Raw genomic sequence first — 25,101 nt, 5'->3', positions numbered from 1 at the left:
GAAAGATGAAAACGAAAGACGAAGTATACGCCAGGCTCAGCCAAATTCTTGAAGAGGATTTCGAGATAGAGTCGGATGACATTTCATTAGACGCCAACTTATACGAAGATTTAGACCTGGACTCGATCGATGCAGTGGATCTGGTCGTTAAGCTACGCGAAATAACGGGTAAGAAAATTAGCCCGGATGCCTTCAAAGCCGTGCGCACGGTTGAAGATGTTGTTAACGAAGTTTATAAGCTTGTTCACGGCGAATAATGAAACCCTTGCTGCGCGCTTTAATCAGTTTAATGCTGATTGCCTACCCACTATTAGTCTGGTGGTTAGCGCAGCAAGGATTGACTGACGGCCTGCTGTTTTTACTCCTCGCGGTACTGCTGTTACAAGTGGTTGTGCAGGGAGTAAAGGCTCCCAAAAGCTGGCTCTCAGTAGCGGTTCTTATTGTTGTTACTATCACCTTTTTGCTGACCGATCAGTTGACCAGCGTTTTGCTCTATCCTGTTTGGATGAATGTCGCAATGTTGACTGTGTTCTCGCTGTCTTTGTGGTTTAAACCCGCCGTTATCACACGTCTGGCTCGCTTAATGGAGGGGGAACTATCGGAAAAAGCCGTTGCTTATACTGAAAAGGTGACCGTGGTATGGATAGGTTTTTTCCTCATAAATGGTGCGGTTTCGCTTGCCACTGTACTCTATGGCGATATGGATATCTGGAGCCTTTATAACGGGTTTATCGCCTACGTGCTGATGGGCTTATTGTTTGCTATTGAATGGAGTGTGCGTCGTGTTGTTAAAGACAGACACTGACCGCTGGAAACTGTCCTTTCGGGCGCCGACGACAGCTTGTATGCAAACGTCGCAGGGTGAAGTGGACGCTGAACAATGGCTTGCGGAAGTGTATGGCGCAGTAAAGTGGCTTGAGAGTCATGCCGGCAGAGTACTTTTGTACCGCCGAGACTTATATGAGTTCAGTGTTTGGCTTTTTGCGTTGTTAAGCCTGGGTCGCGATATTGTGCTGCCTTCCAACGACAAACCTGCCACATTAGCTGAACTGAACGAGAGTTATGATGTGTTGCCACCATCATCTTTGCCGGGCTTTGATGAGTCCCCGGAAACGCTGGCGCTTAATGGCACGTTAAACAGTCAATTGACGTTTTTCACCTCAGGCAGTAGCGGTAAGCCTAAGCCTGTTATTAAAACAGTTCGCCAGCTGTTCAATGAAGTTGAGACGTTGGAAGCGACTTTTGGCGAGTTGATAGCGGGTAGCCGCATAGTTTCAACCGTCACCCATCAACATATTTATGGCTTGCTGTTTACCGTGCTTTGGCCGTTGGCGAGTGGTCGGGTCGTTAATACGCAGCTCGTTGAATACCCAGAACAGCTTGCCGAGGTGCTAGCGGATAACGATCAGCGTCATGTGTTAGTCGGCAGCCCTGCGCATTTGCAGCGACTGGATAACCTGGATGAACTTAGCGCACATAAAGAAAAGCTAACCGCCGTGTTTTCGTCAGGTGGTCCGTTACCAAATCAGGTGCCTGTCGACTTTAAGAAACACGATTTAACGGTGCCTATTGAAGTCTATGGCAGTACAGAAACCGGGGGGATCGGCTGGCGTCAGCGCGATGACAAAGGAGACACCTTTAGGCCGCTGTTAGGGGTGAAAGTCAGAGTAACGGAAGCTGGCGTATTAGCTGTGAAGTCGCCCCATTTAAGGTTCCCTGAGGATGAGTTTATTTCCGAGGATAGGGTTAAACTTGAGCCGAACGGGCATTTCCAGTTACTGGGCAGAAAAGACACCGTCGTGAAAGTGGCTGAGAAACGAGTGTCATTAAATGAAGTTGAAGTTTTTGCGGTTCAGCATGACTGGGTAAGCCAGGTGAAAGCCTGTTTGCTTGAAGGTAAACGACATGAAATTGGCTTGGTTATAGTACTAAGCGATGCAGGCAAAGAGGCACTCGATAGTGAAGGTCGCTTTTCCGTTCGACAGGCATTAAGACACCATCTACAACAACGGTTTGAAAAAGTTGTCGTCCCCAAACGGTTTCGGTATGTTGCCGCGTTTCCAATTAACGAGACGGGCAAAGTAACCCAGGCTGCACTGCAAAACCTCTTTACCGATACAGGAAGCGACACAGGAAGGAATGACTGAAATGAAAACGCAGCTACCGGAATTTTTATCACTGAATGAACGAGCGAACGATGCTGATAAGCCTGAAATAGTCGGTCAATTTCGGTTAAGTGAGGACTGCATCTATTTACAGGGACATTTTCCGTCGGCGCCTATTTTGCCAGGTGTAACGCAGCTTGATTGGGTGGTACAGCTGGCATCGCAGTATTGGTCTACGCCGGTCAGTATTCAACGCGTCGAGGTGTTAAAGTTCAACGATATGATTTTACCCGGTGCGGAGGTAGATTTGGTGATACAACGTAAGCGTGAGGACTGCATTACGTTTAGCTATAAGAAGGGTGACCAGGCGCTATCGTCTGGCCGCTTGGTGTTTTAAGTGACCGCTATGCCTGATCCAAGATTTTGTTTTCTTATTCCTATTTATAACCACCACCGTACTATCGAAGCAACGGTGGAGCAGCTTCTGAGTTATGCACTGCCCATTATTATTGTTGATGATGGCTCTAACGAAGAGACAAAAAAAGTACTGTCTCAGTTGACTGAGCGTTTTGCATCCGAGGTGTTGCTGCATACGCTTCCTGAGAACACGGGTAAAGGTGGTGCCTGTTTAGCGGGGTTCAGGGTTGCCTCAGAGCAAGGCTATACCCACGCCCTCCAAATTGACGCTGATGGTCAGCACGACAGCGCTGATATTCCTCAATTTTTAGAGCTCGCCAAACAGCGGCCAGAGGCTCTCATCAGCGGGCACCCGCAGTATGATGATTCCATGCCAACCGCCCGTCGAATTGGCCGAAAGATTACGCATTTTTGGGTGCATATTGAAACGCTTTCTATGTCAGTCAAAGACACCATGTGCGGATTCCGAGTGTACCCGTTAGCGGCTACCACTGAACTTATGGATAAGGTCAACATTGGCACGCGAATGGACTTCGACATCGAAATTATGGTCAGGCTGTATTGGCGGGGAGTACCCGTTTTGTTTATCCCCACTAAGGTTATTTACCCCGAGCAGGGGCAGTCACATTTCCGGGCATTTAAAGACAATGTGAAAATATCCTGGCTGCATACGCTGCTGTTTTTTGGCATGTTGCCCCGCGTACCAATGTTATTGGCGCGGCGGTTTAAGAGTTAACTCATGGCAGATAAGCATTGGGCGCAAACTGATGAACGAGGCAGCTATTGGGGCATTTTGTTTGTCCTGAGAGCTTATCAGTATGGCGGACATTGGCTGATGCGCTTGGTGTTGGCGCCTGTCATTACCTATTTCTTTCTAACGGGAAAGGCGTCGCGCCGGGCATCGCAGCAATTTTTGCGGCGTGTTCATGAATTTGCGGGGGGCGAGAGCCCATTTACCCAGCCGCCCGGTTGGCGGAAAAGCTGGTATCATTTTTGGCAGTTTGGTTTGCATGCCCTGGAAAAGATTGATGCCTGGGTCGGCAAGTCCCCAAAATATACCGTCCGCAACTGTGGCGATACGCAATTCTCTGAACTGGAAAAGCGACCGGAAGGCGGACTACTGGTAGGAAGTCATTTAGGCAACTTAGAAGTCGCTCGGGCAATGGCCGGTAAAAAATACAGTCGACGCCTGAATGTGCTGGTGTTCACCCAGCATGCTCAGTCGTTCAACAAAGCATTAAAAGCCGTTAACCCGAAGGCGGATATTGACCTGATTCAGGTGACTGACATTGATATGGGGCTGGCCATTATGCTTAAGGAGCGTATTGATAACGGCGAGTATGTCGTTATTGTTGGTGACAGAACGTCGGTAACGGCACCTCAGCAGTCAGTGAGCCATGAGTTTTTAGGGGAATCAGCGCCCTTTGCTTTGGGACCGTGGATATTAGCGAGCGTGTTAGAATGCCCCGTATACTTTTTATTCTGTTTGAAGAACCCGGAAGACGGCAACTACGATCTGTATTTAAATTTCGCTTGTGAGCAATTAAAGCTTCCGCGAAAAAATCGGCAAGAGGCCTTGCAACCGGTATTGAAGAAATACGCCGGGCAATTAGAGCAGCTCGCTATTCACTACCCATACCAGTGGTTTAATTTTTTTGATTTTTGGCATAAGGACAGTCAGTAGTATGACGACATCAAACGTTTGTTTTGGCGAACAGCCGGTCACCATAAAAGATGTTGTAGCGCTTGCTAACAACGAGGTGAAAGCAACCTTGAGTAAAGCACCGGACTTTGCCGCCCGAATTGACGCTGGTGTTCGTTTCCTTGATGACTTGTTAGAACAGGATGGCGTTATTTATGGTGTGACCACGGGGTATGGTGACAGCTGTACCGTTTCTGTGCCTGACAACCTAGTTTCAGAGTTGCCTATTCATTTAACGCGCTTCCACGGTTGCGGCTTGGGTGACTATTTCAACGAGCAGGAAACCCGCGCTATTTTAGCCGTGCGCCTTGCGTCATTGACTCAGGGGTATTCGGGCGTCAGCTGGCCGCTGTTAGAACGCCTGGTCTTTATGCTGAACGAGAACATGCTGCCGCTTATTCCGAAAGAGGGTAGTGTTGGCGCCAGTGGTGACTTAACACCGCTGTCTTATATTGCCGGTGCTCTCATTGGTGAGCGGGATGTGCTCTTTAAAGGAGAGATTATGCCAAGCGCGGAAGCCTTTGAAGCGCTCGGTGTTGAACTGCATACGCTGCGTCCTAAAGAGGGCCTGGCCATTATGAACGGCACGGCGGTGATGACAGCATTGGCGTGTTTGGCCTGGGACCGGGCTGACTATTTGACCCGCCTGTCCAGCCGTATTACGGCGTTAGCCAGCATTGCGTTAGATGGTAACTCGAACCATTTTGACGAACTGCTGTTTGCCGTTAAGCCGCATAAAGGCCAGCAGCAAGTCGCTAAGTGGATACGTGACGACTTGAATCATCATGAGCATCCGCGTAATTCATCCCGGCTACAGGACCGCTACTCTATTCGTTGTGCGCCACACATTATTGGTGTGTTGAAAGACGCGCTGCCGTGGTTCAAAGAAACCATTGAGAACGAGCTGAACAGCGCCAACGATAATCCGATTATTGATGGCATTGGCGAGCATGTTTTGCATGGTGGTCATTTTTACGGTGGCCATATTGCGATGGCCATGGATTCGATGAAAGCGGCGGTAGCGAACCTGGCCGATTTGCACGACCGTCAAATGGCGTTGTTACTTGATACGAAAATGAATCATGACCTGCCATCGAATTTGTCGGCTGCAGAAGGCAACAGAAAAGCAATTAACCATGGCTTTAAGGCCGTGCAAATTGGTTGTTCTGCCTGGGCGGCGGAAGCATTGAAGTTGACCATGCCGGCGAGCGTATTCTCACGCTCGACTGAGTGCCATAATCAGGACAAAGTTAGTATGGGTACGATAGCTGCGCGTGACTGTATACGGGTACTGGAGTTAACGGAACAAGTGACCGTGGCGACCTTGCTGGCGGCTTATCAGGGCAGTGTTTTACGTGAACGTATGGCAGGGAAATTGCGTGAAACCGGGCCCGAGTTAGCGGCAATGCGAGAATCGTTAGCTGCTGACTTTGAATTACTCGTGGAAGATAGGCCGCTGGAGCACGAGCTTAGATCCTGGCTGGAAAAAGTTCGCAGCAAACCATGGAACTTGTATGGGGAGTCCGCATGAAACAAGCCAGCTTAACCATTAACGTGCCATTTTTTGACGTCGATGCTATGCAAGTAGTTTGGCACGGTCATTACATTAAATACATTGAAATGGCGCGTAGCGAGTTGCTGAGAACTTTCGACTACGATTATCCGACGATGGAAGCGAACGGGCACCTGTGGCCGATAGTCGACTTACGCCTGAAGTATGTTGCGTCGGCGACTTACGGTCAGGATATTCGCGTGACGGCAACACTCGCCGAGTGGGAGCACCGGCTGAAGATGAATTACGAAATTCGCTGTGTTGACACCGGTGAATTACTGACTAAGGCGACCAGTGTGCAAGTGGCTGTCTGTAAAAACACCAAAGAAATGCTGTTCGAGTCGCCGGACATTGTGTTTGAAAAGCTGGGGGTCACGCGCTCATGATCCGTTTGCTCAGTTTATTGTTGGCTTTGGTTGTCTCAGCATGGGTTGGGGCCGCACAGGAAACGTCGCAACAGGCACTGACAATGCTTTCGAAGCAGGCTCAACCGTTACCGCTGACGGTCACCTTCGAGCAACGAAAGTATCTGGCAGGCTTGCCGCGAGCACTGGTGAGTTCCGGCAAAATCACCATTAAGGAAGATGAAATTCTTTGGCAGACCCAAAAGCCACAAACGCAAACGTTAAAAATAACGGAACAGGGCATTTTTAAAGGCTCCGAGCAAACCTCGGCAACGGGCAGTGAAACCATTGCTGAGTTGTTGTTGGCGATTCTTCAGCAGGACCAAGCGGTGCTGAGCCAGCAGTTTAGCTTAAGTCTGGACGGAAACTGCGTAGAAATGACGCCGAACTCCGAGGTGCTGGTTAACGTCATGCAACGTATTTTGAGTTGTGGTGAGGGCCGGGTTGAACGTGTCGAGCTGCATGAAGCCAACGGTAATAAAACCGAAATCGATTTTGCTGAGGCGGCGCAGTGATACGGGTATTCCGGGTTGTCTTACTGTTGATATTTTTGGGCCTATTGGTGGCTGGCTTAAGTCACCAGCTACCCAAAGCAAGTTGGCAAAGTAGTCTGGCCGATGCCTTACCCAATCAAGTGTCAGAAACCCAGCGTGCCTATCTTGAGAGCCAGCAACCCAACACGCAGCAACTCCTGATTGCGTTTGAGCAGCGCACAGATAGCACCAGTGACTTGCTGACCAAGGTTGAGAATGAAGTCGATTCACTGTTAACCACTCAGCCAACATTAAAGCGTGCGGAGCTTACGGATACTAAAACGCTTTTAGCGTTTTATAAAGAACACGCAGGCCTGTTGGCGACGGTCAGCGACACCCGTCGCTTGCATAAAAAACAGTACAGTGAACTCATTAAAGACGCGCAAAGCCTGCTGCAAAGTCCTGAGCCGATTCTTGTTCCAATCACCCGCGATCCATTGTTGCTTACTCAAAATTATATTAAGCACCTACCCGATCTAATGCCCGGATATAAAAGTTATCGTGGATTGTACAGCCGCACGCAGGGAGATATCGTGCAAGTGCTAGTGCCTCTGCAGATAGCTGGCGATGCTCTCAGTATTAATGAAACACAAGAAGTGGTTGCTCAGCTCAACGGACTTATCGCATCAGTTAAGCAAGCTGAGAGTGGCATAACAAGCTATCGGAGTGGTTTGATATTTCACGCCGACGCGGGCGCAAAACAAGCCAAACAGGAAATGACCTGGTTTGGTGGGCTGTCTTTATTGCTGGTGCTCAGTGTGTTGATTTGGGTATTTCGATCCGCTTTTCAACTGCTTTATACGTTGGTGTTATTGGCTGTTGCGTCTGCATTTGGGCTACTGGCCACTCTATTTTGGTCGACGTCGCCACACGTGCTGATGTTGGTATTTGCAACCAGCTTTATTGGACTTTGCATTGACTACGTCATTCATGGGTTTATCGCGAGAAGTCACGGGGAAAAAGCCTGGAAGGCACTCATGCCGGCACTTTGGCTGGGTGGTTTAACGACCATTACCGGTTATGTTTTATTGCTCGCGGTACCCTTGCCCTTGTTACAGCAGCTTGGCGTATTTATGGCGACGGCATTATTGAGTGCGGTTCTGTTGGTGTCTATTACTTTACCTTGGTTGCCAGAGCCGAAGCAGCCGCAAGTTAAGTGGCAGCGGTTTTGCGCAAAAGCAGAGAAGGCGTATCACCAGGCACGACAACGGCTGCCTAAACGCTGGCTAACCGTATTGCCTGTGGTCACCGTTATCGTGTTGATTGCGGCTTATGTGTCTAATGACAATGTGCGCCTACTTGCCAGCTCGCCAAAAGCGCTGTTGGAAGAAGAAAATTATTTACGTGAACATACCGCATTTTACTTCAGCCCAGAGGTTATTTTAGTGTCTGGCGATACTCGCCAGCAGGCACTGGAGCGTACAACGGACGTTGCTAATAGCTTTCATGCTATTGGTATTACGGACTATTACCAACCGGCGTCACAGCAAAAGGATTTAATTAAGCAGGAGCAACGACTGTTTCGGTCTGATGAGGGCGCTGCGTACTTGCAGTGGTTGGGTATATCGGCGCCAACGCTGAACCCTACAGAACACGTTCATCCATTGGAAAGTCAGTTCCTCTATCCATTCAATGAAGGGTGGTTAAGTGTGGTGCGGTTAAAGCAGGAGCATAACGCACCCAACCTTGAGAATAAGTCTTGGGCAGAACCATTTAACCCAATAGAGCACGCCTCGAATGCGTTGGGGGAATATCGGCAGTCCATGCAGCTTTGGTTAGGGGCTTTGTTGCTTTTAAGCTTTTTCATATTGATGCTGTTTCTGAACCGTAAAGCGCCATTTAAAGTGCGGGCAAAAGCGTCATGGCAGGTGTTCAGCGTTATTTTATTGTCGGTGTCGACGGCGTTGCTTATTGCTCAGTTAAGCCAGCCCCTGAACCTATTTCACTGGATAGGTGCCATGTTTGTGCTGGTGCTGAGCATTGATTACGGGGTGTTCTGCGCTGGTCGTCTGCAACGTGCGCATGCATTGCAGGCCATTTACTTGTCGGCTTTAACCACACTTGTTGCTTTTGGTGCGTTGACGTTTAGCTCAACACCGGCCATTGCTGCATTTGGCAAGGTTGTCATGATAGGTGTATTAGTGAGTGTGCTGTTTTGCCCGTTGATAACCGATGCAGCAACCAAAGAGAGTAAAAAGGAAGAAGCACAATGAAGGACCCAATTTATGATGTTGCTATTGTCGGTGCGGGCCCATCGGGTGCGACCGCCGCAGCAATGCTGGCGGACGCCGGAAAAAAAGTGCTGGTTATTGAACGCCAGCAGTTTCCTCGTTTTTCCATCGGCGAAAGCCTGCTACCGCAGTGCATGACTTACTTACAGCAGGCAGGATTAGAGAGTCTGGTGGCGAGCAATGCTGATGACTCAGGCTTTCAGTTTAAAAATGGTGCGGCTTTTTATCATCAGGGGCAACACGTCAACTTCGACTTTAGGCAAAAGTTCAGTGAGGGGCCCGGCACGACGTTTCAGGTGAAAAGAGAGCGATTTGACCAGCTGTTGATTCAGGGGGCAGAGGATAAAGGCGCTCAGGTTGAGCACGGTGTGACATTAACGGGTATCGACTTTTCGTCTTCTGAGCAGGTCGTATTGGAAGCAGCGACAGACACTGAAACTGTTGAGATAAAAACGCGTTTTGTACTGGATGCAAGCGGCTTTGGTCGGGTATTACCGAGATTGTTGTCGCTGGAGTCGCCGTCAGACTTTCCGGTTCGGCAGGCGGCATTCTGTCACGTGAAATCAGATTTGGCGGGTGGTAACTTCGACCGTAACCAAATACTTATTACGGTCCACCCGACCAATCCCGAAATTTGGTACTGGCTGATTCCCTTCGCCGATGGCACTGCGAGTATTGGCGTAGTCGGTGAAGAAAAGTTATTTGCACGGTACGAAACGCCTGCTGATAAATTATGGAATATGGTTAAGGAAGAGCCGTATTTACTTGAGGTACTGGGCAATCACCAAGTCATCCGAGCCGAGCAGTGTATTACCGGCTATTCCGCTAACGTAAACCGTCTTTATGGCGACCGTTTCGCACTGTTGGGCAACGCCGGTGAGTTTCTGGATCCGGTGTTTTCGTCCGGCGTAACAATCGCAATGAAGTCGTCATCGCTGGCGGTACCACTGGTATTAAAAGAGCTGGACGGACACAAGCAAGACTGGGAAAACGACTTCAGCAAGCCGTTACGCGTTGGTATTTCGACGTTCAGAACCTTTGTGGAAGGATGGTATGATACGCGTTTTCAGAAAGTGATTTTTTATCCGGAACAGCAGCAACAAGTGAAAGAAATGATCAGTTCTATTTTAGCCGGCTATGCCTGGGATACAAAAAATCCTTATGTTGCAGAGAGCGAGCGCCGCTTAAACGTATTAGCGGAGCTTTGCGCGTGACCAGTGTTTTTCGATGCGTAACGCTAGCCTTAATGCTTTTAGCTGTTGCGGGTTGTGCGACTTTGGAGGGGAAAGACCGTTTGCAGGTACCGGTGGGCACAGGGTATTACAGTTTACAGTGGCAGTGGCCGGGTGAGCCGGTACAGATATGGCAAGACATTCGGTGGTCACCAAAAGCGCAACAGGCGAAAAATCGAGAGCTTGTGGTTTCTGTTTTGCTAGAAAATGAACGCTTGTTACTTGTGGCATTGTCGCCACTGGGGAATGAGCTGTTTCGGTCTGAACTCACTGCCTCCGGACATAGGTTTAAAGGCTCGGAATTTCTTGAGGAACCCAGAGTTGCGCTGCAAGTCTGGGCGGATATGCAACTCTCTCTATGGCCGCTAGAAACAGTGAACGCTCACTTGTCTTCGCTGACATTAAAGCAAACGAGTAGTCGCAGAACGATAACCGATAATGGCGAGTTGATTTGGTCTTCTGGTGTGCAAATGAATACAAACGGCAAAATACAGAATAACCAACGGGACTATGAGCTGACCGTCAATACCCTACAGTACGAAGTGTTAAACAACGATGAGAATTAGCCTCAGTAAGCCAGGCGCGGTCTGCGCTGCGGGAATGACATGCGATGACATTTGGTCTGCCGCGCTTGCGGGAGACAATACCGGTTTGTCATTGGCGAATGACACGCTTAACGACGGTAGTGACTATTACCACGGCAAAATTGCTGATGATAAATTGCCGGCGTTGAGTGAACTTCCGGTTGCTATGCAAACCCGCAACAACCAACTGCTGCTTGGCGCTTTAAAGCAAATTGAGACACCACTTAAGACGTTGATCAATCAAGTCGGTGCACACCGTGTTGCCGTGGTGTTAGGTACCAGTACATCTGGTATTGCGTCAGGAGAAGAGGCGCTGGCTCACCACGAAAAACAGGGTGAGTTGCCTGAGAGTTTTCACTACAAAATGCAGGAAATGGTCGCGCCGGCGGAGTGTCTGGCTACGCTCATGGGCATCGAGGGACCCGCTTACGGTATCTCGACAGCTTGCTCATCGAGCGCAAGAGCCTTTATGAGCGCACGCTCTTTACTGGCGTCTGGGTTTGCTGACGCTGTCGTTGTGGGTGGTGTTGACTCCTTATGCAAGCTGACTCTGAATGGTTTTAAAGCACTGGAGTCGATGTCTTCGGAGCGCTGTAATCCGTTTAGCGTCAATCGTAACGGTATTACGATTGGTGAAGCTGCTGGACTATTTATTGCGACGCGTGCCGAAGACAACTTGCAGAGTGAACAGGTGTGTCTGACTGGCGCGAAATCGACCTCCGATGCGCACCATATGTCAGCACCGCATCCGGAAGGGCGAGGCGCCGTCGCCGCGATGCATGGCGCGCTGACGGAAGCAGGCGTCGAAGCCTGTGAATTGAGCTATATCAACCTGCACGGTACCGCGACGCCGCTTAATGACAAGATGGAAGCGCATGCGGTCACCGAACTAGGCCTGCAGCATATACCGGCCAGTTCCACCAAGGCATTAACCGGGCACACGTTGGGAGCGGCTGGCGCGATAGAAGCCGTGATGTGTTGGTTGGCGCTGTCAAAACAAGCCGGGTTACCCAAGCATGCTTGGGACAGGCAGACTGACTCTGACATTCAGCCGCTCAATCTGTATCAAGGTGAATCGGTTGCTAAACCGGTTAAACATTGCTTAAGCAACTCGTTTGCGTTTGGCGGAAATAATGTTTCGCTTGTATTTAGTAAGGGTGAACTGTGATCTATACACTCAATGAATTAATTAAGCACCAACCGCCAATGAAGCTCATCGACGAATTGGTATCGGTGGATGACACAAAAGGACGTTGTCGGCTGACAGTTACTGAAGATAACTTGTTTTATAATGACGCCTTAAAAGGTCTACCCGCCCATGTCGGCATTGAGCTCATGGCGCAGAGCATTGCCGCCGTTGCCGGTAACCGCCACAAAAGCCAGGGTGATGATATTAAGTTAGGGTTTTTACTTGGGACTCGGAAATACATCTGTGACGTGGAGCATTTCGAATTGGGGCAAAGCTATGACGTTGACGTTGAAGAAATTCACGTTGAAGAGTCTGGTTTGAGTGTGTTTGAGTGCAGTATTTCTCAGCAAGAGGCTGTCGTAGCCACCGCGAGGCTCAATGTGTATCAGCCGCCCGATGAAAAAGCATTTATAGAGGAAAATTATGGCGACTAAGATGGCGACAAAAGAAGCTAGCGATAACAGTCATCGCGTTTTAGTAACAGGCTCTGGTAAAGGGATTGGGCGCGCTATTGCATTGCAGCTTGCCGGGGACGGTTATGATGTTGCGGTGCATTGCCGTTCTGATCGCGCATCTGCCGAGAAGGTGGTGGCTGAAATTGAAGCGTTGGGGCAGCAAGCGTCACTTTTAGTCTTTGATGTTAGTGACCGAGCAGCCGCCAGAAAGACTATTGAAAACGATATTGAGCAACACGGTGCCTATTATGGTGCGGTGTGCAACGCTGGGGTTACGCGTGACGGTGCCTTCCCTTCGTTAACAGAAGATGACTGGGACAGCGTTTTAGAAACGAATTTAGGCGGTTTTTACAATGTATTGCATCCGCTCATTATGCCAATGATTCAAAAGCGTCAGGGCGGGCGCGTTGTGACAATCGCATCAGTTTCCGGGATTGCCGGTAACCGCGGGCAAGTGAATTACAGTGCCTCGAAGGGCGGTGTTATTGCGGCGACAAAAGCGTTGGCATTGGAGCTGGCAAAGCGCAAAATCACCGTTAACTGTGTGGCGCCAGGACTCATTGAAACGGATATGACAGAAGAGCTTGAGCACGAAAAACAAATCATGTCGATGATTCCGCTACGTCGAGCGGGCAAGCCAGAAGAAGTTGCCGGTTTAGTCGGTTACTTGTTCCAGCCTTCGGCGGCGTATATCACGCGCCAAGTCTTCTCAGTGAATGGTGGGTTAGTGTAATGAAACGGGTTGTCGTAACAGGGATGGGCTGCGTCACTGCCTTTGGTGATAACTGGCAGGATTTTCGTCAACAGTTAGAGGCGGGTAAAAATGCGGTCGTCACTATGCCGGAATGGGAGCGTTTTGAAGGCTTAAATACGCGCTTAGCTGCGCCTATTCAACCGCCTTTTAAAAAGCCGAAGCATTATTCGCGTAAAGCGGTGCGCTCAATGAGTACCGTCAGTTTGATGGCTACCCGCGCCACAGAAATGGCGCTAGAAGACGCCGGGCTACTGAATGATGAATGCATTACCGATGGCCGTTGCGGCGTCGCTTATGGCTCGTCTACGGGCGATACCGAACAGATGAAAATTTTTGGCAACATGCTGTCCACAGGTGACATGACGGGCTTGAATGCGACGACTTACATAAAAAGCATGGGCCATACTACGGCGGTGAACTTGGGCGTTTTTTATGGCGTAAAAGGTCGGGTGCATACCACTAGCTCAGCCTGTACGTCGGCGTCGCAAGGTCTTGGCTATGCTTATGAAGCCATTCGCTATGGTCATCAGAAAGTGATGATTGCCGGTGGTGCCGAAGCGTTATGTCCATCAGAGGGCGTGGTCTTTGATACCTTGTACGCGACCAGCACGCGTAATGATGAGCCAGAGAGTACGCCGCGACCGTTCGATAAAAACCGCGATGGTCTGGTAATAGGTGAAGGCGCGGGTACCTTCATACTGGAAGAATTAGACCATGCGCTTGAACGAGGCGCCCCTATTTACGCTGAGTTAGTCGGCTTTGGTACGAACTCAGACGGCGCTCACGTGACTCAGCCGACGGCTGAGACAATGGCTGTCGCTATGAAGCTAGCGCTGGAACAAGCGCAACTGAGTCCTGATGCTATTGGGTATGTGAATGCGCACGGAACAGCAACTGATCGTGGCGACGTTGCTGAGTCGAATGCGACCGCGTCTGTTTTTAGTCGTGCCGTGCCCATCAGCTCGTTAAAGAGTTACTTAGGACATACCCTCGGTGCGTGCGGCACTATCGAGGCCTGGGCATCCATAGAAATGATGAAGGACAAGTGGTTCGCACCGACGATCAATTTAAATGACGTCGATGACGAGTGCGGAAAGCTGGATTACATTACAGGTGAAGGACGCGAGCTCGATACTGACTATGTCATGACAAACAATTTTGCTTTTGGTGGTATTAATACATCACTGATTTTTAAACGTTGGAATAACTCTAATAAATAAGGAAATACTCATGAAAAACTTACTCGTTGCTAGTGCTCTTACGGTTTCTGCGTTACTGTCATTCTCAGCTGAAGCGAGAGATGATGTCGTTACTCTTGAAATTAAGCCAGCGGTTGAGACGGCCAAGGCAAAAGCGGCGCTACACGATGTGCCTTTTTACTTTGCAGGGCAGTCGCATCCTGAAGTGGCTCAATCGATGGGTGTGATTAGCACAAGTCGTAAAACCAATGCCTTTGGTAAATCTGACCGAGAAGCTTGTGAGTGGGTTTTGTTGTCAGCACTAAAAGTTTTACAGGAAAATGCTCGTGAGAATGGTTATGACGCGGTGATTAATATCAAGTCGAACTATAACCATAATGAGTTTGCGAGTGCTGAAGAGTTTCAATGTGGCGCAGGCTTTCTAATGGCGGGTGTAGCGCTAAAAGGTGAAGTCGTTAAGTTCAAATAAGGATAACAACAATGAAATACTTACTAGGAGTGGTTGCTGTGAGTTTGCTGACAGCCTGCTCACAGTCACCTGACAATGACGAAGAAGTGAATAATCAAATGCAGTATCCAGAGACGCGTAAAGGCGATGTGGTCGACACCTACTTTGGTACCGAAGTGGCGGACCCGTATCGCTGGCTAGAAGACGACCGTAGCGAAGAAACGGAAGCCTGGGTAAAAGCGCAAAATGAAGTAACGTTTAGCCATTTAGAGAAAATTCCGTTCCGCGAGAAAATTGAAAAGCGCTTAACGGAACTGTGGAACTACGAGAAAGTCAGCGCGCCTCGCTTTGAGGGGGACTACATCTATTTCTACAAGAACGATGGCTTGCAAAACCAATACGTTGTTTACCGTAAGAAAAATGAAGACGCTGAAGCCGAAGTCTTTTTAGACCCAAATAAGTTTAGTGAAGATGGCACAACGTCTTTGGCGCAGTTAACGTTCAGTGAAGACGGTTCTATTGCGGCGTATTCGATTTCTGAAGGCGGCAGTGACTGGCGTAAAATTATTGTGATTGACGCAGAAACAGGTGATCAACATGAAGAGCCGCTCGTAGACGTTAAGTTCAGCGGTATTTCGTGGAAGGGCAACGAAGGTTTTTACTACTCGAGCTATGACAAACCTGAAGGTAGTGAATTATCAGCGAAGACCGACCAGCACAAACTGTATTACCATGAAATTGGTACGCCTCAGTCTGAAGACGACCTGATTTTCGGTGGTACAGAAGCTGAGAAACATCGCTACGTGGGTGGTTACGTAACTGAAGACGATCGTTTTCTGGTGGTTTCGGCCGCGAATTCGACGTCTGGTAACAAGTTGTACATTAAAGACTTAACGAAGCCCGACTCAGAGTTAGTGTTGGTTGATGGTGATGTGGCTTATGATACGTCAGTTCTGACGACTCGTGGTGACACGCTGTATTTAGAAACGAATATGGATGCGCCAAACGGTCGTGTTGTGACCGTGAATGCCAGTAACCCTAAGCCGGACAATTGGCAGGACTTTATTGCGCACAGCGAGCACGTATTGAACCCGTCAACCGGTGCGGGCTATATCTTTGCAGAGTATATGGTCGATGCGGTCTCAAAAGTTGAGCAGTACGACTACGACGGCAATAAGTTACGTGACATTGCTTTGCCGGGCGTTGGCAGCGCGAGTGGCTTCAGTGAGAAGCAGGACGCTGAAAAAGTGTATTACAGCTTCACGAACTACAGCACGCCAAGCACCATTTACGAAATGAACCCTGAAACCGGAGAGTCGGTCGTTTATGAAGCATCGGGCGCGGACTTCGATTCGAGCGAGTATGTTAGTAAACAAGTCTTCTATAGTTCTAAAGATGGTACTGAGGTTCCGATGATCATCACCCATAAAAAGGGTCTTGAACTGGATGGTACGAACCCAACTATTCTTTATGGTTACGGTGGCTTTAACATCAGCCTGACACCAAGTTTCAGCATTGCTAACGCAGCCTGGCTGGAAATGGGCGGTGTTTACGCGGTTGCCAACTTACGTGGTGGTGGCGAGTACGGTAAAGAGTGGCATAAAGCCGGCACTAAAATGCAGAAGCAAAACGTGTTCGATGACTTTATTGCGGCAGCGGAATATCTGATAGAAGCTGACTATACTTCGTCTGAGCGCCTGGCGGTTCGTGGAGGCTCAAACGGCGGCTTGCTGGTTGGTGCGGTAATGACTCAGCGTCCTGAGCTGTTTGCGGTTGCTCTACCGGCAGTTGGTGTATTGGATATGCTTCGCTATCACACCTTCACTGCGGGTGCTGGATGGGCGTATGACTATGGTACAGCAGAAGACAGTAAAGAAATGTTTGAATACTTGCTGAACTACTCACCAGTGCATAACGTAAAAGAGGGTGTTGAGTACCCGGCAACACTAATTACTACAGGTGATCATGATGACCGAGTGGTGCCTGCCCATTCCTTTAAGTTCGCAGCAGAGCTTCAGGATAAAGCGGGTGGCAATAACCCTCAGTTGATTCGTATTGAAACCAATGCGGGTCATGGTGCGGGGACGCCAGTATCAAAAACAATTGAGCAGTATTCGGATATTTTCGGCTTTACGCTCTATCACATGGGCTTCGAGTCACTTCCTAACGAAAAATAGGAGTTTGATATGAACGCATTAAAACTAACCGCGATGGCAGGTGCAGCTGCATTGTTAGCCGCTTGCAGTGCCGAAGAAACGGAAACGCAGTGCACAACGGCGCCACAATCAGAGTGGATGGATCAAGAACAGTTCCAGGCTGGTTTAAAAGAGCAGGGCTATGACATTAATGAGTTTAAAGTCACTCCCGGCAACTGCTATGAAATTTACGGCAAAAACCAGGCAGGCGAGAAGGTAGAAATTTACTTCAATCCTGTTGATGGCAGCGTTGTAAAAGAAGAAAAAGAGTAAGCTAATGAGTAAGCCAGTGGTTATTTGGGATAAGTATATTCGCATTTACCACTGGCTTATTGTTATTGGGTTTACGCTAAATTATTTTGTACTAGAGCCTGGCGAGACGATTCATCAGTGGGTTGGCTATTGTGTCTGGATTTTAGTGTTTGCTCGTATTATTTGGGGTTTTATTGGCCCTAAACGCGCACGAGTTATTGATTTTTTTCCTACCCCTAGTCGTATAGCTCAACATTTTCGTGAACTAAAAAGTCGCGAGATTCCTAAAGAATCCGGGCATAACGCTGTTGGGGGTATGCTGATATTGCTGTTTTGGTTCTTGTTTTTAGCACAGGGCACTACCGGTTTTCTGCTCGAAGAAACAGACGCATTTTTTGGTAGCACGCTGGTCGAGAACATTCATGAATACATTGCCCATAGCTTATTTATAGGGGCTATTATTCATGTTGCAGCCGTGTTTTTGACAGGGTGGTGGGGCCGCATTGAGCTTATAAAGCCCATGATTACAGGGCGTCGTAAATCTTAAATTTATAACAACCGTTCATCTTTTCTTTTATTAAAAACTACCGTAGAATCTTGCTTATAATCAGTGTTTAAAAAGTAGACAGGTTTGGAATCATCCCCTTTATTGGCGGCCCAGCCAATATACGACAGAAAAAACCGTTTTTACGCGGTAGAACTGTTGTACCGAAGCGCCATTCATTTATCCGCCGAAACCGTGGGCGATACCGCTGCTACCAGTGAGGTGGTGTTTAACCTTTGCGCGGGCATCACTGAGCAAACCACTCAGTACGATGCAACGGCTTTTATTAATGTTTCCAGCGACTTTCTGCTGTCTCAAAGCTTCCTGCCTATTGAACCTGATAAGGTCGTTATTGAGCTTTTAGAAACCATAAAGCCAACGCGAGCCGTTGTGAATGCGGTAGCACGCTGGCATGACAAGGGTTTCCGTTTCGCGCTCGATGATTTTGAGTTCGACCCAGCGTGGGAGCCATTGCTAAAGTATGCATCGTATATAAAAGTAGATGTCTCTACGGTGACCGTTGAGCAAGTTCGGGCGTTTAAAAAAGACTTAACTAGCTTTAAGGGTAAGTGGCTGGCCGAGCGCGTTGAAGATGAAGCCACTAAAAAGGCCTATGAAGCGTTGGGTTTTGAGCTGTTCCAGGGGTACTACTTTGCCAAGCCCGAAGTTATTTACGGCACCCGGTTAGAGCCCTCTTCGTTACAGTTAGCAAAAGTGCTGTCCTTATGCTTTGAAAAGGAGCCAGACTTAACTGAGTTATCGAAGGTGATATCTGAAGATCCTAAGCTGTCAGTCAGTCTTCTGAAAATTGTGAATAGCCCTCTGTATCCAACGGCGAGCCCAATTACTCGGGTCAAAGATGTGATCATGCGATTGGGTATTGAGAAATTGCGGCGCTGGATAGCGCTTATAGGCTCCGTTGCTGCCAGTAGCCAGGAAGCGTCACGTATGGTGTTGGTAAGAGCACAAATGTGCTATGAGTTAGCCAAGGGTCAAAAGAATCAGGGTTTAGATCCTGACCAGTGTTACTTTGTTGGTCTTCTATCTGGTATTGATATAATGCTGGGCGTGGATAAAAAGGCGTTTTTTGAAAAGTTGCCTCTGTCACCTGAAACACAAGCTGCAGTGAATAATTTTAAAGGGCCTATGGGACAGTGCTTGAGTATTGCGTTGAAACTGGAGCGGTTGATTCAAATGAAGCAGCGGCTGGAAACAATTCAACCGCGTCTGTTGTCAACCTACCGCTCTGTATCGAATAACGTTCAAGAACTGTTTAATACCATTTAAGCGTTGGCGTTCTTGGCCAACTGCTGGATTTTCCCAACAATAGCTCTTAATCCATTCCCGCGAGTTGGGGTAATGTGGTTTTCCAGGTCGAGTTGATTAAAATATTGGTCAATATCGAACGCGAGGATTTGTGCGGGCGTTTTGTCATGGTAAGCCGCCATAACCAACGTTAACAGCCCTTGCACAATGACGGCATCACTGTCGACGTGAAATAACAGCTTGCCGTCTTTCTCTTCACTAATCAGCCAAACATTACTCTGACAGCCGCGTACCAGATACTCTTCTTTATGCTGCGCTTCCGGCAAACCCGGTAGCGCTTTGCCTAAATCGATAATGTACTGATAGCGTTGTTCCCAGTCGTCCAGGAACTCTAAGTCATCAAGAATTTCGTCAGTTGTTGGTAAGTTCATGGTTAATTCGGTATTCCCGTTTAGAAAAACACACCAGCTTCAAGCTGCGCTTCTTCGCTCATCATATCGCGAGACCAAGGTGGATCGAACACTAGGTTTACATTGACAGTATCAACATTCGGTACCAGTGAGACACGGTACTCAACGTCGCCGACCAACACCGGTCCCATGCCGCAACCCGGAGCGGTGAGCGTCATATCAATATTAACCCGCGAACTGTCTTGGTCTATATCGACTTTATAAATAAGCCCAAGGGACACTAAGTTAATGGGAATTTCTGGATCGTAGATGGTTTCCAGTGCATCCCAAACTTGTTGTTCGGATATTTGCCCGTCTTCAGGCGCAGGAAAGTCGAGCTTTTCCGGTTTGCGGCCAATGGCGTCGCCATCGGTGCCGTCAATGCGCAGCATATTACCCTGCCAGGTCACGGTGTAATTACCGCCCAAATCTTGGGTAATATTAACAAATTCCCCTTTGGGAATGATTTTAGGTTCGCCGGATGGCACCTTACGCGCTTTGACTTCGCGTAAGGTATTCACCATTTTCTGTTGCATGCTGTTGTTATCTTTCCCGTTTAGGTAACGCTGAAGCTTTCGCCACAACCACATTCGTTAACAACATTAGGGTTGTTAAACTTAACAATGCCGTTAATACCCTCTTTGACGTAATCGATTTCTGTATTACGCACCAGTTCCAGCGCGTTGGGTGCAATAGCAACCTTAATGTTATCGTTAATTTCCACGACTTCATCACCGTCTTGAATGGCATCAACAGAGTCAAGAACGTAAGCATAACCTGTGCAGCCGCTCTGTTTGGTTGATAAGCGAATCAAATGGCCCGATTCGTTTTTCAGTCGTGACTCAAAATACTTAATGGCACTGTCCGTCATGGAAATAAGTGATGACGATGGACTAAACGTTTCTACAGACATTGTGTCCTCCTGCCGTTAGGCTAGCATCATACGAGCTTTGTTGATGCCCGCAAAGAGCTGATCAACCTCGTCTAATGTATTGTAGATGGTAAATGACGCACGTGCGGTACCCGGCACATTCAGGCGATTCATTAAGGGTTGGGCGCAGTGGTCGCCGGTACGAATTGCGATACCCTGTTTATCCAGCAAAAAACCGATATCGGCCGGATGTGCGCCTTCCAGAACAAAGCTGAGTACGCCAATTTTATTGGGGGCGTCACCAATAATTCTCAAGCCTTCAGTTTGCTTCGCTAACTCGGTCGCTCGTGCCAGTAACGCTTGTTCGTGCGCACGTATTTCTGCAGCGTCGTATTGCTGAATCCAGTCAAGTGCGGCAGCTAGGCCAATAACGCCTGCTATGTTAGGCGTACCCGCTTCTAAGCGGTTAGGAAGCTCACCCCAGGTGGCATCCTGATAGCTGACGGTGGCTATCATCTCACCGCCGACTAACCATACTGGCCACTCATTCAGCACATCGAAGCGACCCCAAAGCACGCCAATACCTGTGGGCCCGAACACTTTGTGGCCTGAAAATGCGTAAAAGTCGCAACCAATGTCCTGAACGTTGATGGCGCCGTGCGCAACACCTTGGGCACCGTCAATTAATACCAGAGCACCTTTACTTTTAGCTGCCGCAGTAAGCTCCTTTATTGGGTTCACAGTACCCAGCGCATTGGATACATGCGGCATGGCAACAAAAGCTGTGTTGTCGCTTAAAAGCTCATGAAAGGCATCAACATTAAGTTCGCCATTGTCATGAATGGGCACCACTTTTAAGGTAGCACCAGAGCGTTTACAAGCTTGTTGCCAGGTGACGAGGTCAGCGTGGTGCTCCAGTTCAGTCACCAAAACTTCATCGCCCACTTTCAAGCGCTGTGAAACACCATTCGCCACCAAATTAATGCCTTCAGTGGTACCGCTGGTCCAAATCACTTCTTCGCTTCGGCCTGCATTAATATAGGTTGCAACCGTTTGACGTGCCGCTTCGTAACGGCGCGTTGCTTCATCTGACAGGTAATGCGCCCCGCGATGCACGTTAGAGTTGCATTGCGTGTAATAGTCCACCAAGGCATTGATAACGGCCTGCGGCTTTTGTGTCGTTGCTGCGTTATCTAGGTAAACCAGCGGTCGACCATTCACTTCCCGAAACAGAATCGGAAACTGCTGGCGAATGTCTGCAACATTTAGGCTCATTGCTGCTCCATCATACGCTCAAAGCGTTGCTTCAATATTGGTTGCAACCAGTCGGCTAATGCGCGATTTGGCATTTGGAAAAGCAGTTCCTGTACAAAGCCGAAGTTCAGCATAACCAAGGCCTGTTGCTTATCGATACCGCGTGTCAGCATGTAGTAAAGTGCTTCTTCGTCAATTTCCGCAACGGTTGCACCGTGAGCACACTGAACGTCGTCCGCATAAATTTCCAGCTCAGGCTTGGTATTAATTTGTGCACCACGAGTGAGTAACAAGTTACGGTTGTTCAGCTCAGCAAGGGTTTTTTGCGCATGGCGGTGTATGTGAATACGACCGTTAAATACCGCTTTTGCCTTGTCGCCAATAATGCCGCGCGCATTTTCTTCGGTGGTACCGTTAGGCTGCGCGTGTTCAATTGTGCTGTGCAGATCAAAGTGCTCTTTGGGAGCCAGCAAATAAATGTTGTTGAACTTCGCGAAGGCGTGTTCCCCTGCGTGCTCAATATCGACGTCCAGACGCGTCAGCTGAGAGCCGTATCCTACGAGTGTGCTGTTAAGCTTCGACTCATTGTGTAAGCGGAAATGGCTACCACCAACGTGGATGGCTTCGCCTTCGTGTAAGGCTAAGCGATAATGCTCCAGAGCGGCTTTGTCTGCAATGTCGTACTCTGCGAACGCGGTATTCAGACTGTGGCCATTACCTACGCCGTGCTCAATAATAACGGCTTTAGCGCCTTCACCGACACGAACCAATGACCGCTGGTGCGACTCCACACCATCGCTGGCGAAGTTAACAATGCGTATTGGCTGCTCCACGTTTGCGTTTGGCGCAATATCAATGACGACGCCTTGCTGAGCAAGTACGTCATTGACCAAGCCGAACAAGTGATGCTGTGGCTTAACTTGTCCGAACAGATTTTCTGCCGCGTCGTTTTTCGTGTCCAAAGAGGCAATGGTGACGCCATCAGGTAATACCAAGTTGGTCATGTCGCTCGTCAGGCGACCGTCAACAAACACCAAATCAATGCTGTTTAAGCCTTCTACTTGGGGCGCTTCAGCGGTTGTCGCGTTGCTTGTCGTTGCAAGGTTTAAGTCGGCAACTTTGTGCAGTGACGTGTAACGCCAAGCTTCTGTGCGACGTCCTGGCCACTCTTTTTGTTTTAGCTCTGCTAACGCTTTCGAGCGTGCAGATGCTAACCAGTCGTCAACATTGCCGGCACGCTCAATCACTTGTGCTAGCCATTGACTCATGCGACTTCTCCTTCCTTAAGCCAAGCGTAGCCTGACTTCTCAACTTCTTTAGCCAACTCAGGGCCGCCACTTTTCACGATTTTGCCGTTTGAAAGAATGTGAACATAGTCCGGTTCAATGTAGTCCAGCAAGCGCTGATAGTGAGTCACAACGATAAAGCTACGCTTGCCGTCGCGCTGGCTGTTTACACCTTTGGCAACTACCTGCAGAGCGTCTACGTCTAAGCCTGAGTCTGATTCATCAAGAATAGCCAGCTTTGGTTCCAGCATAATCATTTGCATGATTTCGTTACGCTTCTTCTCGCCGCCTGAGAAACCTTCGTTAACGCCACGCTTTAAGAAGTCCAGAGGCAGCTCAACCTGCTTGCAGGCTTCCTTTGCCTTTTTCAGGAATTCAGCAGAGCTTAGTGCGTCTTCACCGCGAGCTTCGCGCATGGCATTGACTGACTCTTTCATGAATTCCATGTTGCTGACACCCGGAATTTCGACCGGGTACTGGAATGCCAGGAATAAACCCGCTTGAGCGCGCTCTTCCACTTCCATATCCAGTAAGTCTTTGCCTTCAAGGCTAACGCTGCCGCTTTCTACTTCATAACCTTCACGGCCAGAGAGTACGTAGCCCAAGGTACTTTTACCGGCGCCGTTGGGGCCCATAATGGCATGCACTTCACCCGGCTTAATATCTAAATCAAGGCCTTTAAGAATGGTCGTTTCTTCCACGCGTGCGTGTAAATCTTTAATTGATAGCATGTCTTACCCCACTGAACCTTCAAGACTGATTTCAAGCAACTTACCGGCTTCCACGGCGAACTCCATTGGCAGTTCGCGGAACACTTCCTTACAGAAGCCATTCACAATCATTGAGACTGCTTTTTCAGGGTCGAGGCCTCGTTGCTGACATAAAAAGAGCTGGTCGTCACTCACCTTAGAGGTGGTGGCTTCGTGTTCAACAATCGCCGTTGGATTGCTGCTTTCGATATACGGGAATGTGTGCGCGCCACATTGGTCGCCAATGAGCAGCGAGTCACATTCGGTAAAGTTACGCGCGCCTTCAGCGCCAGGGCCCATACGAACCAGACCACGGTACGCATTATTGCTGCGTCCGGCGGAAATACCTTTGGAGATGATGGTCGACTTGGTGTTTTTACCTAAGTGGATCATCTTAGTGCCGGTATCGGCCTGCTGCTTGCCGCGGGTGAGGGCGACGGAGTAAAACTCACCAACGCTGTTATCACCTTTTAGAATGCAGCTTGGGTATTTCCAGGTAACCGCGGAGCCTGTCTCAACCTGAGTCCAGGATATTTTCGCATTTTTCTCGCAAAGTCCACGCTTGGTTACAAAGTTATAAATACCACCTTTACCGTCTTCATCACCCGGGTACCAGTTTTGCACTGTTGAGTATTTAATTTCCGCATCGTCTAGTGCGACAAGTTCTACGACGGCGGCGTGTAACTGATTTTCGTCGCGTTGCGGTGCCGTACAGCCTTCAAGATAGCTGACGTAGCTGCCTTCTTCGGCAACAATGAGTGTGCGCTCGAACTGGCCAGTATTTTGTTCATTAATACGGAAATACGTCGACAGTTCCATTGGGCATCGAGTGCCTTTAGGAATGTAGACGAAGGAGCCATCGGTAAATACCGCGCTGTTCAGTGCTGCGAAATAGTTATCCCCTTTAGGAACAACGGTGCCCAAATATTTTTTTACTAAGTCAGGGTACTTATGAATCGCTTCAGATATTGGGCAGAAAATAACGCCGGCTTCTTCAAGCTTCTCGCGGAAGGTGGTTACCACGGAAACTGAGTCGAATACGGCATCAACCGCAACACCCGCCAGCATTTCTTGCTCATGTAATGGGATGCCTAACTTTTCGTATGTGCGTAAAAGTTCAGGGTCAACTTCGTCCAATGATTTAGGCTTGTCTTTCATGCTCTTCGGCGCTGAGTAATAAGAAATGGACTGATAATCGACCTTCGGATAGTCGACGTGCGCCCACTCAGGCTCATCCATTTTTAGCCACTTGCGGTAGGCCTGCAAGCGCCACTCAGTCATCCACTCGGGCTCACCTTTAATCGCCGATAAACGACGAATGACATCTTCGTTTAAGCCGGGCGCAAAGGTCTCCGATTCTATTTCAGAGACAAACCCTGCATCGTATTTACGTTGAAGAGCCTGATCAATTTGTTCGCTCATGTTTACCA

Annotated in this window: 28 protein-coding genes; 21 read left to right on the top strand and 7 right to left on the bottom strand. The window is 48.8% G+C overall.

Annotation, left to right across the window (positions count from 1 at the left end; translation table 11 throughout):
* The first annotated feature begins 5 nt into the window (after window positions 1-5).
* From EST55_RS06715 to EST55_RS06615, 21 genes are all read left to right on the top strand, one after another.
* Window positions 6-257 carry an acyl carrier protein gene (locus tag EST55_RS06715; protein ID WP_100691057.1) on the top strand — a complete coding sequence of 84 codons (252 nt, stop codon included), beginning with the start codon at window positions 6-8 and terminating at the stop codon, window positions 255-257.
* Complete coding sequence (locus EST55_RS06710) at window positions 257-805, top strand: hypothetical protein (RefSeq protein WP_129496911.1); 549 nt, start codon at window positions 257-259, stop codon at window positions 803-805. The genes EST55_RS06715 and EST55_RS06710 overlap by 1 nt, the downstream gene beginning before the upstream one ends.
* 40 nt (window positions 806-845) lie before the next feature.
* The gene (locus EST55_RS06705; RefSeq protein ID WP_240665268.1) at window positions 846-2,147 is read left to right on the top strand and encodes an AMP-binding protein; all 1,302 of its coding nucleotides are present in this window, start codon (window positions 846-848) and stop codon (window positions 2,145-2,147) included.
* A 1-nt stretch (window position 2,148) separates the two neighbouring features.
* Complete coding sequence (locus EST55_RS06700; RefSeq protein ID WP_100691054.1) at window positions 2,149-2,502, top strand: hydroxymyristoyl-ACP dehydratase; 354 nt, start codon at window positions 2,149-2,151, stop codon at window positions 2,500-2,502.
* Window positions 2,503-2,511: 9 nt separating this feature from the next.
* A complete protein-coding gene (locus tag EST55_RS06695) occupies window positions 2,512-3,258 on the top strand; it encodes a glycosyltransferase family 2 protein (RefSeq protein ID WP_129496909.1) in 747 nt (248 codons plus the stop codon).
* Window positions 3,259-3,261: 3 nt separating this feature from the next.
* Entirely contained in the window at window positions 3,262-4,206 is a 945-nt protein-coding gene (locus tag EST55_RS06690) for an acetyltransferase (protein WP_129496908.1), read from the top strand.
* Between the two features lies 1 nt (window position 4,207).
* Window positions 4,208-5,755 (top strand): aromatic amino acid ammonia-lyase, encoded by a 1,548-nt coding sequence (locus EST55_RS06685; RefSeq protein WP_129496907.1) that lies wholly within the window; start codon window positions 4,208-4,210, stop codon window positions 5,753-5,755.
* Window positions 5,752-6,162, top strand: coding sequence for a thioesterase family protein (locus tag EST55_RS06680; RefSeq protein ID WP_100691050.1), 411 nt, complete (start codon window positions 5,752-5,754; stop codon window positions 6,160-6,162). Before EST55_RS06685 ends, EST55_RS06680 begins: the two co-directional genes overlap by 4 nt.
* Window positions 6,159-6,695, top strand: coding sequence for an outer membrane lipoprotein carrier protein LolA (locus EST55_RS06675; protein WP_100691049.1), 537 nt, complete (start codon window positions 6,159-6,161; stop codon window positions 6,693-6,695). Before EST55_RS06680 ends, EST55_RS06675 begins: the two co-directional genes overlap by 4 nt.
* The gene (locus EST55_RS06670; RefSeq protein WP_129496906.1) at window positions 6,692-8,926 is read left to right on the top strand and encodes an RND transporter; all 2,235 of its coding nucleotides are present in this window, start codon (window positions 6,692-6,694) and stop codon (window positions 8,924-8,926) included. The genes EST55_RS06675 and EST55_RS06670 overlap by 4 nt, the downstream gene beginning before the upstream one ends.
* Complete coding sequence (locus EST55_RS06665; protein ID WP_129496905.1) at window positions 8,923-10,158, top strand: NAD(P)/FAD-dependent oxidoreductase; 1,236 nt, start codon at window positions 8,923-8,925, stop codon at window positions 10,156-10,158. The genes EST55_RS06670 and EST55_RS06665 overlap by 4 nt, the downstream gene beginning before the upstream one ends.
* Window positions 10,155-10,742, top strand: a complete 588-nt coding sequence (locus tag EST55_RS06660) for a DUF3261 domain-containing protein (protein WP_240665267.1) — start codon at window positions 10,155-10,157, stop codon at window positions 10,740-10,742. The genes EST55_RS06665 and EST55_RS06660 overlap by 4 nt, the downstream gene beginning before the upstream one ends.
* A 34-nt stretch (window positions 10,743-10,776) precedes the next feature.
* Window positions 10,777-11,928, top strand: coding sequence for a beta-ketoacyl-ACP synthase (locus tag EST55_RS06655; RefSeq protein ID WP_240665266.1), 1,152 nt, complete (start codon window positions 10,777-10,779; stop codon window positions 11,926-11,928).
* Window positions 11,925-12,383 (top strand): hotdog family protein, encoded by a 459-nt coding sequence (locus EST55_RS06650; RefSeq protein ID WP_129496903.1) that lies wholly within the window; start codon window positions 11,925-11,927, stop codon window positions 12,381-12,383. The genes EST55_RS06655 and EST55_RS06650 overlap by 4 nt, the downstream gene beginning before the upstream one ends.
* Complete coding sequence (gene fabG, locus EST55_RS06645) at window positions 12,373-13,137, top strand: 3-oxoacyl-ACP reductase FabG (RefSeq protein ID WP_240665265.1); 765 nt, start codon at window positions 12,373-12,375, stop codon at window positions 13,135-13,137. Before EST55_RS06650 ends, fabG begins: the two co-directional genes overlap by 11 nt.
* Window positions 13,137-14,378: a beta-ketoacyl-ACP synthase gene (locus EST55_RS06640; RefSeq protein WP_129496902.1), complete on the top strand. Its 1,242-nt coding sequence runs from the start codon at window positions 13,137-13,139 to the stop codon at window positions 14,376-14,378. Before fabG ends, EST55_RS06640 begins: the two co-directional genes overlap by 1 nt.
* A gap of 10 nt (window positions 14,379-14,388) precedes the next feature.
* Window positions 14,389-14,826 carry an excinuclease ABC subunit A gene (locus EST55_RS06635; protein WP_100691042.1) on the top strand — a complete coding sequence of 146 codons (438 nt, stop codon included), beginning with the start codon at window positions 14,389-14,391 and terminating at the stop codon, window positions 14,824-14,826.
* A gap of 98 nt (window positions 14,827-14,924) precedes the next feature.
* Window positions 14,925-16,982, top strand: coding sequence for a prolyl oligopeptidase family serine peptidase (locus EST55_RS06630; protein WP_240665277.1), 2,058 nt, complete (start codon window positions 14,925-14,927; stop codon window positions 16,980-16,982).
* Window positions 16,983-16,991: 9 nt separating this feature from the next.
* The gene (locus tag EST55_RS06625) at window positions 16,992-17,273 is read left to right on the top strand and encodes a PepSY domain-containing protein (RefSeq protein ID WP_088769226.1); all 282 of its coding nucleotides are present in this window, start codon (window positions 16,992-16,994) and stop codon (window positions 17,271-17,273) included.
* Window positions 17,274-17,277: 4 nt separating this feature from the next.
* Entirely contained in the window at window positions 17,278-17,799 is a 522-nt protein-coding gene (locus tag EST55_RS06620) for a cytochrome b/b6 domain-containing protein (RefSeq protein WP_240665264.1), read from the top strand.
* A gap of 84 nt (window positions 17,800-17,883) precedes the next feature.
* Window positions 17,884-19,083 carry an HDOD domain-containing protein gene (locus EST55_RS06615; protein ID WP_129496900.1) on the top strand — a complete coding sequence of 400 codons (1,200 nt, stop codon included), beginning with the start codon at window positions 17,884-17,886 and terminating at the stop codon, window positions 19,081-19,083.
* On the opposite strand, the gene EST55_RS06610 is transcribed toward EST55_RS06615, so the two are convergent.
* From EST55_RS06610 to sufB, 7 genes are read right to left on the bottom strand one after another with little or no spacing between them, the layout of a single operon-like run.
* Window positions 19,080-19,493 (bottom strand): SufE family protein, encoded by a 414-nt coding sequence (locus EST55_RS06610; protein ID WP_088769224.1) that lies wholly within the window; start codon window positions 19,491-19,493, stop codon window positions 19,080-19,082. The two genes, EST55_RS06615 and EST55_RS06610, sit on opposite strands and share 4 nt — an antisense overlap.
* Window positions 19,494-19,513: 20 nt before the next feature.
* A complete protein-coding gene (sufT, locus tag EST55_RS06605; protein ID WP_088769223.1) occupies window positions 19,514-20,047 on the bottom strand; it encodes a putative Fe-S cluster assembly protein SufT in 534 nt (177 codons plus the stop codon).
* 20 nt (window positions 20,048-20,067) lie between these two features.
* Window positions 20,068-20,424 (bottom strand): iron-sulfur cluster assembly accessory protein, encoded by a 357-nt coding sequence (locus EST55_RS06600; protein WP_088769222.1) that lies wholly within the window; start codon window positions 20,422-20,424, stop codon window positions 20,068-20,070.
* 15 nt (window positions 20,425-20,439) lie between these two features.
* Complete coding sequence (locus EST55_RS06595; protein ID WP_129496899.1) at window positions 20,440-21,657, bottom strand: cysteine desulfurase; 1,218 nt, start codon at window positions 21,655-21,657, stop codon at window positions 20,440-20,442.
* Entirely contained in the window at window positions 21,654-22,904 is a 1,251-nt protein-coding gene (gene sufD, locus EST55_RS06590; protein WP_129496898.1) for a Fe-S cluster assembly protein SufD, read from the bottom strand. The genes EST55_RS06595 and sufD overlap by 4 nt, the downstream gene beginning before the upstream one ends.
* On the bottom strand, window positions 22,901-23,653 hold the full coding sequence (gene sufC / locus EST55_RS06585) for a Fe-S cluster assembly ATPase SufC (protein WP_126752169.1): 753 nt from the start codon (window positions 23,651-23,653) through the stop codon (window positions 22,901-22,903). The genes sufD and sufC overlap by 4 nt, the downstream gene beginning before the upstream one ends.
* A gap of 3 nt (window positions 23,654-23,656) precedes the next feature.
* On the bottom strand, window positions 23,657-25,093 hold the full coding sequence (gene sufB, locus EST55_RS06580) for a Fe-S cluster assembly protein SufB (RefSeq protein WP_088769218.1): 1,437 nt from the start codon (window positions 25,091-25,093) through the stop codon (window positions 23,657-23,659).
* Between the last annotated feature and the right edge of the window lie 8 nt (window positions 25,094-25,101).

It is taken from the genome of Idiomarina sp. 29L, assembly GCF_004123135.1.
Classification (GTDB): Bacteria; Pseudomonadota; Gammaproteobacteria; order Enterobacterales; family Alteromonadaceae; genus Idiomarina.
This window is presented reverse-complemented; position numbering and strand designations above follow the sequence as displayed.

Excerpts from the sequence above, each read along its gene's own strand:
- EST55_RS06675 (WP_100691049.1), top strand. The coding sequence starts at position 6,159 with ATGATCCGTTTGCTCAGTTTATTGTTGGCTTTGGTTGTCTCAGCATGG.
- EST55_RS06640 (WP_129496902.1), top strand. The coding sequence starts at position 13,137 with ATGAAACGGGTTGTCGTAACAGGGATGGGCTGCGTCACTGCCTTTGGT.
- EST55_RS06715 (WP_100691057.1), top strand. The coding sequence starts at position 6 with ATGAAAACGAAAGACGAAGTATACGCCAGGCTCAGCCAAATTCTTGAA.
- sufB (WP_088769218.1), bottom strand. The coding sequence starts at position 25,093 with ATGAGCGAACAAATTGATCAGGCTCTTCAACGTAAATACGATGCAGGG.
- EST55_RS06600 (WP_088769222.1), bottom strand. The coding sequence starts at position 20,424 with ATGTCTGTAGAAACGTTTAGTCCATCGTCATCACTTATTTCCATGACG.
- EST55_RS06620 (WP_240665264.1), top strand. The coding sequence starts at position 17,278 with ATGAGTAAGCCAGTGGTTATTTGGGATAAGTATATTCGCATTTACCAC.
- EST55_RS06700 (WP_100691054.1), top strand. The coding sequence starts at position 2,149 with ATGAAAACGCAGCTACCGGAATTTTTATCACTGAATGAACGAGCGAAC.
- EST55_RS06710 (WP_129496911.1), top strand. The coding sequence starts at position 257 with ATGAAACCCTTGCTGCGCGCTTTAATCAGTTTAATGCTGATTGCCTAC.
- EST55_RS06630 (WP_240665277.1), top strand. The coding sequence starts at position 14,925 with ATGCAGTATCCAGAGACGCGTAAAGGCGATGTGGTCGACACCTACTTT.
- EST55_RS06625 (WP_088769226.1), top strand. The coding sequence starts at position 16,992 with ATGAACGCATTAAAACTAACCGCGATGGCAGGTGCAGCTGCATTGTTA.
- fabG (WP_240665265.1), top strand. The coding sequence starts at position 12,373 with ATGGCGACTAAGATGGCGACAAAAGAAGCTAGCGATAACAGTCATCGC.
- EST55_RS06685 (WP_129496907.1), top strand. The coding sequence starts at position 4,208 with ATGACGACATCAAACGTTTGTTTTGGCGAACAGCCGGTCACCATAAAA.
- EST55_RS06655 (WP_240665266.1), top strand. The coding sequence starts at position 10,777 with ATGACATGCGATGACATTTGGTCTGCCGCGCTTGCGGGAGACAATACC.
- EST55_RS06705 (WP_240665268.1), top strand. The coding sequence starts at position 846 with ATGCAAACGTCGCAGGGTGAAGTGGACGCTGAACAATGGCTTGCGGAA.
- EST55_RS06695 (WP_129496909.1), top strand. The coding sequence starts at position 2,512 with ATGCCTGATCCAAGATTTTGTTTTCTTATTCCTATTTATAACCACCAC.
- sufC (WP_126752169.1), bottom strand. The coding sequence starts at position 23,653 with ATGCTATCAATTAAAGATTTACACGCACGCGTGGAAGAAACGACCATT.
- EST55_RS06610 (WP_088769224.1), bottom strand. The coding sequence starts at position 19,493 with ATGAACTTACCAACAACTGACGAAATTCTTGATGACTTAGAGTTCCTG.
- EST55_RS06680 (WP_100691050.1), top strand. The coding sequence starts at position 5,752 with ATGAAACAAGCCAGCTTAACCATTAACGTGCCATTTTTTGACGTCGAT.
- EST55_RS06595 (WP_129496899.1), bottom strand. The coding sequence starts at position 21,657 with ATGAGCCTAAATGTTGCAGACATTCGCCAGCAGTTTCCGATTCTGTTT.
- EST55_RS06690 (WP_129496908.1), top strand. The coding sequence starts at position 3,262 with ATGGCAGATAAGCATTGGGCGCAAACTGATGAACGAGGCAGCTATTGG.
- EST55_RS06665 (WP_129496905.1), top strand. The coding sequence starts at position 8,923 with ATGAAGGACCCAATTTATGATGTTGCTATTGTCGGTGCGGGCCCATCG.
- sufT (WP_088769223.1), bottom strand. The coding sequence starts at position 20,047 with ATGCAACAGAAAATGGTGAATACCTTACGCGAAGTCAAAGCGCGTAAG.
- EST55_RS06635 (WP_100691042.1), top strand. The coding sequence starts at position 14,389 with ATGAAAAACTTACTCGTTGCTAGTGCTCTTACGGTTTCTGCGTTACTG.
- sufD (WP_129496898.1), bottom strand. The coding sequence starts at position 22,904 with ATGAGTCAATGGCTAGCACAAGTGATTGAGCGTGCCGGCAATGTTGAC.